Raw genomic sequence first — 12,798 nt, forward strand, 5'->3', positions numbered from 1 at the left:
TTATGGTATTCCAAACTTTGTGCAAGCACTTTGCCTTACCGGCCATCAGCCAAAAGCGGGTTTTTTTTCCGTCAGGCCACCCTGCGGCGCGTCTGCGCTTATCCAGTGAACGGAATGCTCTCGACGACTTCCAGGTCGTAACCGGTCAAGCCTGCGTATTTGAGCGGCGGGCCAAGGTGACGCAGCTTGCCCACGCCGAGATCCTGCAGAATCTGTGCCCCGGTCCCTACTTCAGAATAGATCCGCGATTGCGAACGGCTGAACTGTCGGGGTGCCTGGGTTAATTGTGGCACTCGTTCGAGCAAGGCCTGGGACGATTCATGATTGGCCAGCACCACCACCACGCCGCAGCCTTCGGCCGCCACCCGTTGCAAGGCTGCCCATAATGTCCAGTTGGAAGGACCGCTGTATTCGGCGCCCACCAGGTCCCGCAACGGGTCGATTACGTGCACGCGCACCAGTGTCGGTTCGTTGCGTTGCGGGTTGCCCATGACCATTGCCATGTGAACGCCGCCTTCGATGCGGTCTTCAAACGTAATCAGGCGGAAAGTGCCGTGCACCGTGGGCAGTTCACGCTCGCCGATACGCACCACGGTGTGTTCAGTGCTGAGGCGATAGTGGATCAGGTCGGCGATGGTGCCGATCTTGATCCCGTGCTTGCGCGCGAAGATTTCCAGGTCGGGACGTCGCGCCATGGTGCCGTCGTCGTTCATGACTTCGACGATCACCGAGGCTGGCGTGAAGCCGGCCAGGCGGGCGAGGTCGCAGCCGGCCTCGGTGTGCCCGGCGCGGGTCAGCACGCCGCCTTCCTTGGCGCGCAATGGAAAGATGTGGCCAGGTTGCACCAGGTCCGCCGGAACGGCGTCGACGGCAACGGCCGCGGCCACCGTGCGTGCGCGGTCGGCGGCGGAAATGCCGGTGGTCACGCCGACGGCGGCCTCGATGGAAACGGTAAACGCGGTGCTGAACACGCTGCCGTTGCTCGGCACCATTTGTTCCAGTCCGAGCCGCTGGCAGTGGTCGTCGGTCAAGGTCAGGCAGATCAGGCCGCGGGCTTCTCGTGCCATGAAGCTGATTGCTTGCGGCGTGCAGCAGTCGGCGGCGAGCAGCAGGTCGCCTTCGTTTTCGCGGTCTTCATCGTCAACCAGCAGCACCATTTTGCCGAGTCGATAGTCTTCGATGATTTCTTCGATGCTGTTGAAGGCCATGTTGGGTTCTCAGTGTTTGGTGGGAATGTAATGTGGTATACCATAATACAAAATAAACCGAGAGGTCACTATGAAGGCGTACTGGATTGCTCATGTTGATGTCACCGATCCCGATCAATACAGCCAATACACCCAGCGGGCGCCGGCGGCTTTTGCGTTGTACGGTGGGCGGATGCTGGCCAGGGGCGGGCGCAGCGAAGCGATGGAAGGCCGGCCGACGCCGCAACGCAGTGTGGTGATTGAATTTGATTCGTATGAGCAGGCGCTGGCTTGCTATCACAGCGAGCAGTATCAGGAGGCGAAACGGCACCGTGAGGGTGTGGCGCGGGCTGAGGTCATTATTGTTGAGGGTGTGGTGCCGGTTTGAGGACCATTGTGGGGGTGAGCCTGCTCGCGATGGCGGCCTGGTAGCCGACCATTTTCTTTTGGGTGTACATATCCGTTGCTGCGGTAACGGCGGCTATTGGTTCCGCCTTTACGGCGGGTCACTTGGAGAAGCGCCAATTAACCAAGCGCTTTTGCCCCTGACGTTCGGTGCCTCGCCTAGGCTCGGCATGCCCTCGCTCCGGTCCTGCTCCGTGGGCCCGCCGCCATCGGCCATCCATGGCCGGGGGCGGCTAACCCGGCATCCATGCCGGGTTGCCCACTGCGCAGAACCTCCACTCGGCCTCTCGAGGCGGCGTGTGCATCAAGATCAAGAGCTGCAAGCGAGCTACCGCTCGGCTTGTTGAGTGGTGAGGAGCAAGAGCGTTGCGTCGATCTGCTTTGTGTAGGAGTGAGCCTGCTCGCGATGGCGTACTGACAGGCGACAGAGAGCTCGGAGGGGGCGCTTTCGGCAAATCAAACCGCCGCAGCCTCTTGAAAAGGCAATTGCGGCAGCTTGTCAGTTCGTTGGTGGTCGTTCCCGCGCGAGGGCGGGAACGGGGGGGTTAAGCGACTACTTGATAGCACGGCACATAGGCCGCGCCACCCGGGAGTTTCATCCGGTGTTGGGCCACAAACGCTTTGAGCAGTTGGTCCAGCGGTTTCATTACGCCGGCATCGCCACGGATCTGGTAAGGCCCGTGTTTTTCGATCAAGCGGATGCCTTTGTCCTTGACGTTGCCGGCGACGATGCCGGAGAAGGCGCGGCGCAGGTTGGCCGCCAGTTCGTGGGCTGGCAGGTCGCGGCTGAGTTTGAGGTTGGCCATGTTTTCGTGGGTCGGGTCGAACGGGCGCTGGAAGCCTTCGTCGATTTTCAGCAGCCAGTTGAAATGGAAGGCGTCATTGCGCTCGCGGCGGAATTGTTTGACCGCTTTGAGGCCTTGAGTCATGTTCCGGGCGACTTCAGCCGGGTCGTCGATGATGATTTGGTAGTGTTGCTTGGCCGCTTCACCCAACGTTGCGCCGACGAACGCGTCCAGTTGCTCCAGATATGGCGCCGCATGTTTGGGCCCGGTGAGGATCACGGGGAAGGGCAGGCCAGCGTTGTCCGGGTGCATCAGGATGCCCAGCAGGTACAGGAACTCTTCGGCCGTGCCGGCGCCGCCCGGGAAAATGATGATGCCGTGGCCGACACGGACGAACGCTTCCAGGCGTTTTTCGATGTCCGGCAGAATCACCAGTTCGTTGACGATCGGGTTTGGCGCTTCGGCGGCGATGATGCCCGGCTCGGTCAGGCCCAGGTAGCGACCGCCGTGGATGCGCTGCTTGGCGTGGGCGATGGTTGCGCCCTTCATCGGGCCTTTCATCACGCCGGGACCGCAACCGGTGCAGATGTCGAGGCTGCGCAGGCCCAGTTCATGGCCGACTTTCTTGGTGTATTTGTATTCTTCGGTGTTGATCGAGTGGCCGCCCCAGCACACCACGATCTTGGGCTCGACACCGGGGCGCAGGGTGCGGGCGTTGCGCAGCAGGTGGAATACGTAATCGCTGATGCCCTGGGAGTTGCTCAGGTCGATGCGCTGGCTGTCGAGTTCGTTTTCGGTGTAGACGATATCGCGCAGGGCGCTGAACAGCATTTCCCGGGTGCTGGCGATCATTTCGCCGTCGACGAAGGCGTCGGCCGGGGCGTTCAGCAGTTCCAGGCGGACGCCGCGGTCTTGCTGGTGAATGCGGATTTCGAAGTCTTTATAGGCTTCAAGGATGGTCTTGGCGTTATCAACATGGGCGCCGGTATTGAGAATGGCCAGGGCGCACTGGCGGAAGAGGGTGTAGATGCTGCCGGATCCGGCTTCACTCAGTTGCTGAACTTCACGTTGAGAGAGGGTTTCCAGGCTGCCTTTAGGGCTGACGGAGGCGTTGATTACATGGCGTTGGGTCATTCAATGATCCTTAAAACGATGCCATCCATACAGGCGAATGGCATCCGAATAGTATGTATCCATGAAAGAAGATGGCACGAACTGCGCTGTATCGCCATTTCCCCGTTTGACGATGAAAAGATGAAAAGGAGCCTCAGCATAGCTAAATCCTGTGCAGGGGCGATAATGCCCCGCAGTCTTTTTGCCCACCGACCCAAGGAAACCCGACGCAATGTTCGAAATCCAGCCGATGAACGCCGAACGCTTTCGTCAACAGACACGGCGCAGCACGGTGATTATTGCCCTGATTTTCCTGGCGCTGGCGATGGTGCTGTCCACGGCGGCGGTGGCGCTGTTCGGTGAACCCGGCGGCGACAATCTGCGGTTTAACGTCGGCGGGGTGTTTGTCGCGGTGCTGCTGATGGTGGCGCTGATGCGCGGCAAGTTCTGGAGCCAGGACTGGATGGCGCCTGCGGTCTACGGCTGGCGGCTCAAGCGCAGCCTGATGAGCATCACCAACATCATGCATCAGGTCACGGCGGCGGTGGAGCAGGGCGATCCGACGGCCATGAAGCTGTTGCGCTTCTACCACCTTGGCCTGAGCCAGATGCACGAACTGGACGGCAACTCCAGCGACCACAGCCAGTTGACCCGCGAAATGGATCAACACAAAGCGCGGATGGAAGCGCTGGGTATCGACACTCAACAAACGCAGTTGGATCCGGCCTGGCTTGAGGCAATGAAGCCGCTGTCGCGGTAAATCGGTTGTCTAGGCCCATCATTACGATACAAACCCGGCATGAGCCGGCAAATCACCTATCTTGTTGAGATGCCGTTGAACGGGCGAACAGGAACATTCACCCTGTCATAAGGAGCCAGGGAACGTCATGGGGCATCCGTCCATTAAAGACCGAATTGAAAACACCATCGTCGCCGCGCCTTGGCTGCCCGATCTGGTTGAGTCCCGATTCAGGGTCCGACACGCCGTGCTGCTGCTCGTGGCGGTGTGTCTGTCGATGACCGCGATTGCGACCTGGGAAGCCTGGAACTCGCGCCAGTACCATTTGCATGACAAAGAAGTGGCGATGTCCAACCTTGCACAGACGTTGGCCTCACAAGCGCGAGCGTCGATCAAGCAGGCTGATACGCTGCTGTTCACCTTGGTCGATCGTCTCGAAAACGACGGCATGGACCCCGCTCGAATTCCCAGGTTACAACGTTTACTCAGGGATCAGCGCAGTGAATTGCCGCAGCTCCATGGCCTATTCGTGTTTGACGAACAAGGGCGCTGGGTGGCCAATTCCAATGGCGCCGATGTGCCGGGTGCCAACAATTCCGACCGCGAATATTTCGCCTTCCACCGCGATCATCCTGACCGTGGTCCGCATATCGGGCCGTCGATCAAAAGCCGGTCGAGCGGCGAGTGGATCATGACCGTGTCGCGCCGGATCAACCACCCGGATGGCCGTTTCGCCGGTGTGGCGCTGGCGTCGATCTATCTCAGCCATTTCCTTGAGCTTTACGACAGTATCGACATGGGTAGCAATGGCGTGATCAACCTGATTGCCGACGATGCCAGCATCATTGTTCGTCGGCCGTTCAAAGAGTCAGAGGTCGGTACCAGCCTCGCCAATGGCCCGCTGTTTACCCAACTGTTGCCCAGCGCCAGTTACGGCACGGCAACGGTCAAGTCCTATCTGGACGGTGTTGAACGGGTCGTCGGGTATCGACGGGTCGAGGGTTATCCGCTGATCGTTTTTGTAGCGCTCGACAAGGAAGATGTCCTGGCGGACTGGCGTCAGGAGACAGCGTTGAGCGCGGGCATCTTGCTCTTGCTGCTGATGTTTCTGGGAGGGCTGGGTTATCGCCTCATTCGTTTCATGAAACAGCAGAGTCATATTCAGAGCGTCTTGCTCGATGCTCGGGAAAAACTGATCGAGGTCAATCGCAGCCTTGAACTGTTGGCGCTTGAAGACGCCTTGACCGGTCTTTCCAATCGACGTCAGTTCGACCTGTTTATCCTGGCGGAAATGGGTCGCGCCCGACGCACCCAGACCCACCTCGCCCTGTTGATGATCGATGTCGATCACTTCAAGAATTTCAATGATCGTTACGGTCATGTGGCCGGTGATGAGTGTCTGCGCAACATCAGCGCAATCATCCAGGACAACATCAAGCGTCCCGGGGATCTTCCCGCCCGTTATGGCGGCGAGGAATTTACCGTCGTGCTGCCCGGCACCGACTACGTCGGGGCGTTTCTGGTGGCCGAAAAAATCCGCCGCGCGGTTCAGCAAGCCAACATCGAACACAAGGAAAGCCCGGAGGGGATGGTGACGGTCAGTGTGGGGGTTTGTGCCTATGACATGGCTTCGCAAGATTCGCCCGACGACCTCATCGGCGCGGCGGACAAGGCCTTGTATGTGGCCAAGGCCAGCGGGCGCAACATGAGTGTGATTGCCAACTGATTTCAAAGGCTGGGGACGGCCGGCGGTTCGTTGGTGACGCCGATAATCAAGTTCGCGCGCCCCTCGCGCGGGGCTTCCCATACCGGCGTAACTTCCACAACTTGAACAACCGAAGATAGACCAACACGTTGACCGCCAGCACCACGCTGCCCAGCGCCAGTTGAATCGCCGGTGTCAGCCCGGCGGGATAGATCACCGGCCACACGTAGTGCTCGATGAATCCACCGCCGTAACCGGTTTGTCCGGCGGCGAGGCGCATGCGGTTTTCCCACTCGGTCAGCGGACACGCCAGGTGCAGGACTTCCACGCTTACCCCCCACGCCGCGGCGGGTAGATGCAACCAGATCAGCGCGCGCCACTTGAGCACCAGCAGCCCGCCGAACAGCACGAAGAGTATGAACAACAGGTGAAACAGCACCAGCCCATCGGCGGCTATCCGGTAAAGCATGTCGACTCCCTGATGCGCAATGCCAATGACTCCATGCTACTCGGTTCCATGAATGACAGCGGCTACCCCGCAAGTGCGCAAGATTGTTCAAGCTTTCGGGCGTAACGGCTGGCACAGTTGCAGGTCTTCCCCAGGCTGTAGAGCGTTATGTCGAACTCACTCATGCCACGCAGCGCCTTTCTTCGCGGCGCCGTAGCGATCATGCCGTTGTCCTTGGCGACCGCGCCCTGGGGACTGTTGGCCGGCTCCATGGCCATCGAGGCCAATCTCACTCCCCTACAAGGCCAGGGATTGTCGAGCATCGTGTTCGCCGGTGCCGCGCAACTGGTTGCCATCGGCATGCTCAAGGGCGGTGCCGGGATTTTTTCGATTCTGCTGACCACGCTGTTACTCACCTCGCAGCATTTGCTGTACGGCATGAGCATGCGTTCAGTGATTTCCCCGCTGCCGGGTCGCTGGCGTGTGGGCCTGGGCTTTTTGCTCACCGATGAATTGTTCGCCCTGACCAGTCAACATGACCGACAACAGTTCAATCGCTGGTACGCCCTGGGCGTGGGCCTGACGTTTTATGTCGCCTGGAACCTGTTCACCCTGGCTGGCATCGTGCTGGGCAGCAGCATTCCGGGGCTGGAGCACCTGGGGCTGGACTTCTCCATCGCAGCGACCTTCATTGCCTTGATCACCCCGGTGGTACGCAATGTTCCGACGGTGGTCTGCGTGGCGGTTTCGTTGTTTTGTTCGGTGTTGTTCAGCTATTGGCAGTGGGGATCGGCGCTGGTGCTGTCGGGATTGGCGGGCATGACGGCAGGCTTTGTCTGCAACAAACTCTACGGGGGGCGCACATGATGGTCTGGGCGGTGATTATCGGAATGGGCGTGCTGGTCTTTCTCAACCGTTACGTGTTCCTCGAACCGCGACTGCCGGTGCGCCTGAGCAGTAATGCCCGGCAGTTTCTCGGGTTCGCCGTGCCGGGGATGTTGACCGCGATTTGCGGGCCCATCGTGTTCATGCCGGACAAACAGCTGAATCTGCAGTGGGACAATCCCTACCTGATCAGTTCGCTGGTGGCGGTGGGTCTGGTGCTGTACACCCGCAATACGTTGCTCAGCATGCTGTTGAGCATGGGCTTCTTCTTTTTGCTGCGCTGGTGGCTCTGAGTCGGAATCTGGAATTTGTTCTACGCTTAAAGATAGATCCCTTCAGGCAGCGAGGTGAGCATGACCAATGACCCTAAGCGTACAGACCTGGATGAAGAGGAAGATGAACCCACGGAGGAAGAGATCAAGCGTCAGGAGCGTGCGAGGCAGGATTGGAAGCATGATGACAGTCGAGACCTGTCAGACCGCGACGAAGAGCGTCCGCTGAAGCCCTGACCGATCATCTGCTCCTCCCAAAAGCAAAAGCCCCGCGTAATAGCGGGGCTTTTCATGCGTGCAGTGTCAGTCAATCAAATCGCTTCATTCCAGCGTATATGCGTAATGCCCAATTGCTGGGCTTTCAAACGTGCAACTTCGAGTGTGGCGTGTGCCGCGATTTTTTGGTCACCGTGCGGATAGGCATGAGCGGAGGCCGAATGGATCGCGTCCACATCCGAGAACTGCTCGGCCAGTTTGAAAAAGTGCTGACGAACGCCGTCGAGTAAATAGTGCACTGCATAGGGAACGAGTTCGCTCATGTATTCCTTTTGATATCCGCCAAGGCTCTGGCGCAGAAGTCGAATTGAGAACTCAAGGCGTCTGCGGCAGACGTGCCGTATCGTTTTGAGAACTGAAAAAAACAGGCCGTGATAGGCCTGTTCTTCAGAGTGCAACGATGTCGCGTTCGTTCAGTTTATTAATCAGCCAAATGAACATTCATTCAAAGATCGTCCATTGCCGCAAAGTCTGGATGAAACGCCCGATAGCCCAATGTCTTATCGATCCACGCGTTCAATTCATTGACCATGATCGGTGGCGTGCCGCAGTAGGCCCCGAGGGTTGAACGAAGGACGTCGCTGATATCGGGCACTGAGTGAAGGTTTCGGGTGTTTATGTATTGCCCGATGAAACAGTCGATTTGAAAGCGTTCTGTCAGCGACAGATACACGCACTCCACACCGAAAAGTTGGTTATTGGCAAGATCGTCGCGCAACTGGGTTCTCTACAAGGTTTGTTGATATTAGGGGGTTTCCTTGTTTGTTGACTCTTTGGTCAACTGGTGTTGCAAGGGGGAATGCGGCGCGCATCCTATCCGTAGTGTTATTAAATGTATGCACGACGCTGAAAGTGTCAGACAAGCGGTTGGCGTCACTGTATTCGTGCATCGGCAGGCGTTTCAAACATGAAACACTTGTTTTAACGTTACTGTCTTTCAATGACTTTGCATCGAGTGCCCTTGTATAGACAGGTCTGTCTTTTCCATCGATTTTAAAACAAGTTTATTAATCAACACCTTGTCCTGATTCCTGGCATGCAAGGGCCCGCTGAGTCTTCAAATTACATGGGCACGCTGCAACTCGGTCAACGACAACGCCTTCAGACGCGCCAGCAGCGGGTCTCGCCGATCACGCGGATGAGGCAGCTCCACGGCCAGTTCCTGACGAATACTGCTGGGGCGGTTGTCCATCACCAGGACGCGATCGCTGAGGTACAAGGCTTCATCGACATCGTGAGTCACCAGTAGCAGGGCGATGGCATGACGTTCGGCCAGTTGCAGCAGCAAGTCCTGGAGCCTCATCCGAGTGAAAGCGTCCACGGCACTGAAGGGTTCATCCAGGAGCAACACCTGCGGTCTCGAGTAAAGACCTCGGGCAATCGCCACCCGTTGCGCCATGCCCCCGGACAAGGCTTTTGGCAGCGCCTGCGCGAATCCGCCGAGGCCGACTTCCTCAATCAATTGCGCGACCCAGGCCTTGTCGTAATGGCTGTCGGCGCTGAAGCCAACGTTTTGTTCGACCGTCAGCCACGGCATCAGCCGGGCTTCCTGAAACACGAAGGCGACTTCCCCCGCGGTGTTGCGCAGCTCGCCCTGAAAGTCTTTTTCCAGACCGGCGATGATCCGCAGCAAGGTGCTTTTACCGCAGCCGCTGGGGCCGAGCAGGCTGACGGTTTCTCGGGGCTGCAGCTGCAAGTGGATGTTCTTGAGGACGGTGGTGGCGGCGAAGGTTTTGCGCTCGACGCGAATGTCCAGCAGGTGTTCAGGCATGGCTCAATCCTCTGCGCTTTGGCCGTTGAAAGTGTCGCGCCAGGCCAGGAAGCGTTTTTCCAGTGCGGCGAGAATGCCGTCGCTCAGTTTGCCCAGCAGCGCCAATACGATAATCGCGGCCAGGACGATGTCCGGGCGTGACGTCTCGCGACCGTCACTGAGCAGATAACCCAGGCCTTTGGTCGCTGCGATCAGCTCGGCCGCCACCAGAAACATCCAGGCCAGGCTCATGCCGCTGCGCAACCCGGTGAACAGGCCGGGCAGGGCGGCTGGCAACAGGATCCGCCGGACCAGCCGACGGCGGCTGAAGCCGTACATCTGTCCGACTTCCACCAGTTTGCGATCAATGTCGCGAATCGCCGCGACGCCGTTGAGGTACACCGGAAAGAACGCGCCGATGGCGATCAGGACAATTTTCGAGGTCTCGTCGATGCCTAACCACAACAGCAAGAGTGGCACCCAGGCCAGGCTCGGAATCGAGCGCAGACCGGCGAATGTCGGCTCCAGATAGGCTTCAGCTTCGCGGCTCAAACCGACCCACGCGGCGAACACCAAGGCCAGGCTGGCGCCAATGGCAAAGCCCAGCAGCACTCGCAGCAGGCTGGCACTGATGTGTTTCCACAGCGCACCCTCGGCCAGATCACCGAGTGTCAACGCGACCTCGCTCGGCGCCGGCATTTGATACGACGGCAACCAGCCGATGCGCACGACCAATTCCAGTAGCAGGATGATCAACACCGGCAGGGCGAGGCCCTTGAGGCGCAGTTGCCAGGCACTGCTCAGGCGACGCGGTGTGGGTAATGCCAAGGGAGCGGGCAGGTCTTTGCTTTTGCTGGTCATGGAGGGCTCCGGTGACGATGAATCAAGATCAAGAGATCGCAGCCTCGTTTCACTCGACAGCTCCTACATGCGCCACGGTTTGCCTGGAACCGGTGTCGAGCAACTGATCGATTACCTGGTCGACATTGACCCCGCGACGAACCAGTTCTTCGGAAACCAGAATCGGCGCGGCCGCTTTGGAAGCGAGGACATCCTTGGCGGTCAATTGCGGGCTGCTCAGGTCGGTGCGCGACAGTTGCAGCTTGGCCACTTCCAGTGGCAGCCCGGATTCAGCGGCGAGCAATTTCGCCAGTTCGTCCGGGTTTTTCACCGCCCATTCACGGGCCTTTTCATAGGCACTCAGCACGGTTTCGATGGTGTGCGGGTGTTCTTTGGCATAGGTGTCGGTGACGCTGATCACGCCGTAGCTGTTGAAGTGGGTGTTGCGATACAGCAGGCGCGAACCGGCCTGGACTTCACTGGCTGCCATGTGCGGATCAAGGCCGGCCCAGGCGTCCACGTCACCTTTCTCCAGCGCGGTGCGACCGTCCGGGTGCTGCAAGTGCACCAGTTCGACATCGTCCTTGGTCAGGCCAGCCTGTTGCAGGCTGCGCAAGGTGAACAGGTATGGATCAGTGCCTTTGGTCGCGGCGATTTTCTTGCCTTTGAGGTCGGCCACGGTTTTGTAAGGGGAATCCTTGCGCACCACCAACGCGGTCCATTCGGCGCGGCTGTACACGTAGACCGATTTGATCGGGCTGCCGTTGGCACGGCTGAGCACGGCGGCCAGGCTGGCGGATGAAGCGAAGTCGACGCCGCCGCTGTTGAGGTATTCCAGCGAGCGGTTGCTGCCCTGGCTCAACACCCAGCTGACCTTGGTCTGCGGCAGGGCCTGCTCGAGGAAACCGAAGTGTTTGAGGACCAGGCTCACCGGTGAGTAATAGGCGTAATCCAGATGCACTTCGGCCGGTGGTGTTTCGGCTGCCTGTGCCACGGGTTGCAGGCTCAGGGCCAGTGCGCAGGCGCTGAGCAAATACCTGAGGTTGGGAAAGCGGAAGGTCGGTTTCATGGCGCGGCTCCGGGCAAGGCGGCGAGATTCTTATGTTCAGAAAATTATTTTTTACGGCTGCTTCCTGCATAAAAGGAATATTGCAGGCTCTGTGCCATGTCGGGACATTGCAGGTTTTTCGGGGTATTGGCGGGGCGGGCAATGTCTGGGAATGTCGCGTTGAAAACAGTCTGTTGGCTTGCTGTTGCTGGGTGAACACTGCCTGTTTCCGGTCATGAGCTTATGCTGAAATCGAATTTACGAAGGCTGCTTTAAGAGCGTTAGGGTCTATAAAAATATCGTCCCTGGAGTCTTCGATGAACCTGTCCCGATTCGTGCGCGGTCTGCTGACCAGCGCCTTGTTTGCCGCGCCATTGAGTTACGCCGCAGAACCCGTCGTATTGCATGTCGGTGATCAGAACTACTACAACGTCCGCGCCTCGGTGGAAGCGTCGGGTGTGCTGGAAGGCGCGTCCTATACCGTCGACTGGAAACACTTCCAGGCCGCTGCGCCGCTGGCTGAAGCGCTGAGCACCGGGGCGCTGGATGTGGGTTTTCTCGGTGATTCCGGCTTCCTGTTCCTGGCCGCCAAACAGGCGCCAGTGAAGTTGATCGGTGTATCGCGGCAGAACCCCGACACCATCGCCTTGCTGGTGCCCAAGGATTCACCGGTCAAAACCATTGCCGACCTCAAGGGTAAAAAAGTCGCTTACTGGCCTGGCGCCTGGAGCCAGCAACTGACTTTGCGCGCGCTGGAGAAAGCCGATCTGCCGGAGGACTATGTCGACTTCATCAAACTGATGCCCATCGACGCCGCTGCCGCGTTGCCACAGGGCAGCATCGACGCGTTCCCGGTGTGGGAACCGTACATTTCCCAGCAGATCCTGTTTTCCGGCGCTCGGCCGATTCTCACGGCGAAAAACCTCATGCCCGGCCTGAGTGCGATTGCGGCGTCGACGCCATCTATCGATAGCAAGCGCGAAGCCATTGCCGACTTCCTCGTGCGCCTGAAAAAAGCCCGGGCCTGGGTCGACAACCACACCGATGAATATGCTGACCTGTGGGCGAAAAAGGCCAACCTCGACCAGAACGTGTCCCGCCATTGGTTGCGCCAGGCACACATGACCGTGGGCCCGGTGGATGCGCAGGCCGCCACGGACCTGCAGAGCACCGCGGACTTCCTGTTCAAGGTCAAGGCGTTGCCAACGGCATTGGCCACCGCGCCGATTATCGACCACTCGTTCCAACAGTCGCTGACGCAGTAACCAACGGGGGTGGGCGCTGGAACCAAACACTGTGTACCCTGATCCAACCTCGGCCTGCAGCAACCTGCGGGACGACAATG

General features: G+C 58.9%; 15 protein-coding genes. 7 read left to right on the forward strand and 8 right to left on the reverse strand.

The features are described from left to right. Positions 1-98: 98 nt before the first annotated feature. Positions 99-1,208, reverse strand: a complete 1,110-nt coding sequence (ribBA, locus tag BLQ41_RS18515) for a bifunctional 3,4-dihydroxy-2-butanone-4-phosphate synthase/GTP cyclohydrolase II (RefSeq protein WP_090183090.1) — start codon at positions 1,206-1,208, stop codon at positions 99-101. A 70-nt stretch (positions 1,209-1,278) separates the two neighbouring features. On the opposite strand from ribBA, the gene BLQ41_RS18520 reads away from it, so the two are divergent. Continuing rightward, complete coding sequence (locus BLQ41_RS18520) at positions 1,279-1,575, forward strand: DUF1330 domain-containing protein (RefSeq protein ID WP_090183093.1); 297 nt, start codon at positions 1,279-1,281, stop codon at positions 1,573-1,575. 562 nt (positions 1,576-2,137) lie between these two features. Here the strand turns inward: BLQ41_RS18520 and ppnN are convergent. Further along, positions 2,138-3,511, reverse strand: coding sequence for a nucleotide 5'-monophosphate nucleosidase PpnN (ppnN, locus tag BLQ41_RS18525; RefSeq protein ID WP_090183095.1), 1,374 nt, complete (start codon positions 3,509-3,511; stop codon positions 2,138-2,140). Positions 3,512-3,722: 211 nt separating this feature from the next. Here ppnN and BLQ41_RS18530 point away from each other — a divergent pair, with 211 nt between their 5' ends. Together BLQ41_RS18530 and BLQ41_RS18535 are read left to right on the forward strand one after the other, a co-directional pair. Continuing rightward, the gene (locus BLQ41_RS18530; protein WP_090183096.1) at positions 3,723-4,250 is read left to right on the forward strand and encodes a DUF3087 domain-containing protein; all 528 of its coding nucleotides are present in this window, start codon (positions 3,723-3,725) and stop codon (positions 4,248-4,250) included. Between the two features lie 127 nt (positions 4,251-4,377). Continuing rightward, the gene (locus tag BLQ41_RS18535) at positions 4,378-5,955 is read left to right on the forward strand and encodes a sensor domain-containing diguanylate cyclase (protein WP_090183098.1); all 1,578 of its coding nucleotides are present in this window, start codon (positions 4,378-4,380) and stop codon (positions 5,953-5,955) included. Positions 5,956-6,001: 46 nt separating this feature from the next. On the opposite strand, the gene BLQ41_RS18540 is transcribed toward BLQ41_RS18535, so the two are convergent. Then, positions 6,002-6,403: a DUF2784 domain-containing protein gene (locus BLQ41_RS18540; protein WP_090183100.1), complete on the reverse strand. Its 402-nt coding sequence runs from the start codon at positions 6,401-6,403 to the stop codon at positions 6,002-6,004. 147 nt (positions 6,404-6,550) lie between these two features. On the opposite strand from BLQ41_RS18540, the gene BLQ41_RS18545 reads away from it, so the two are divergent. Genes BLQ41_RS18545 through BLQ41_RS30705 form a run of 3 tightly spaced genes read left to right on the forward strand, consistent with a single transcriptional unit; the run spans position 6,551 to position 7,776 of the window. Then, positions 6,551-7,249, forward strand: coding sequence for an AzlC family ABC transporter permease (locus BLQ41_RS18545; RefSeq protein WP_090183102.1), 699 nt, complete (start codon positions 6,551-6,553; stop codon positions 7,247-7,249). After that, positions 7,249-7,560, forward strand: coding sequence for an AzlD domain-containing protein (locus tag BLQ41_RS18550; RefSeq protein ID WP_162830874.1), 312 nt, complete (start codon positions 7,249-7,251; stop codon positions 7,558-7,560). Before BLQ41_RS18545 ends, BLQ41_RS18550 begins: the two co-directional genes overlap by 1 nt. Before the next feature lie 60 nt (positions 7,561-7,620). Then, a complete protein-coding gene (locus BLQ41_RS30705; protein ID WP_167360494.1) occupies positions 7,621-7,776 on the forward strand; it encodes a hypothetical protein in 156 nt (51 codons plus the stop codon). 74 nt (positions 7,777-7,850) lie between these two features. Here the strand turns inward: BLQ41_RS30705 and BLQ41_RS18555 are convergent, their stop codons facing one another. The 5 genes from BLQ41_RS18555 to BLQ41_RS18575 all read right to left on the reverse strand — a co-directional run bounded on the left by BLQ41_RS18555 (position 7,851) and on the right by BLQ41_RS18575 (position 11,474). Continuing rightward, positions 7,851-8,078: a DUF6555 family protein gene (locus BLQ41_RS18555; protein WP_090183103.1), complete on the reverse strand. Its 228-nt coding sequence runs from the start codon at positions 8,076-8,078 to the stop codon at positions 7,851-7,853. A gap of 182 nt (positions 8,079-8,260) precedes the next feature. Next, positions 8,261-8,533 carry a hypothetical protein gene (locus tag BLQ41_RS18560; protein ID WP_090183105.1) on the reverse strand — a complete coding sequence of 91 codons (273 nt, stop codon included), beginning with the start codon at positions 8,531-8,533 and terminating at the stop codon, positions 8,261-8,263. A gap of 339 nt (positions 8,534-8,872) precedes the next feature. After that, on the reverse strand, positions 8,873-9,586 hold the full coding sequence (locus BLQ41_RS18565; protein WP_090183106.1) for an ABC transporter ATP-binding protein: 714 nt from the start codon (positions 9,584-9,586) through the stop codon (positions 8,873-8,875). A gap of 3 nt (positions 9,587-9,589) precedes the next feature. After that, positions 9,590-10,426, reverse strand: coding sequence for an ABC transporter permease (locus tag BLQ41_RS18570; protein ID WP_090183107.1), 837 nt, complete (start codon positions 10,424-10,426; stop codon positions 9,590-9,592). A gap of 49 nt (positions 10,427-10,475) precedes the next feature. Further along, complete coding sequence (locus BLQ41_RS18575; protein ID WP_090183109.1) at positions 10,476-11,474, reverse strand: aliphatic sulfonate ABC transporter substrate-binding protein; 999 nt, start codon at positions 11,472-11,474, stop codon at positions 10,476-10,478. A gap of 296 nt (positions 11,475-11,770) precedes the next feature. Between BLQ41_RS18575 and BLQ41_RS18580 the strand changes: the two genes are divergently transcribed. Beyond that, the gene (locus BLQ41_RS18580) at positions 11,771-12,718 is read left to right on the forward strand and encodes an ABC transporter substrate-binding protein (RefSeq protein WP_090183110.1); all 948 of its coding nucleotides are present in this window, start codon (positions 11,771-11,773) and stop codon (positions 12,716-12,718) included. Positions 12,719-12,798: the final 80 nt, after the last annotated feature.

Source organism: Pseudomonas arsenicoxydans (genome assembly GCF_900103875.1).
GTDB classification, from domain to species: domain Bacteria; phylum Pseudomonadota; class Gammaproteobacteria; order Pseudomonadales; family Pseudomonadaceae; genus Aquipseudomonas; species Aquipseudomonas arsenicoxydans.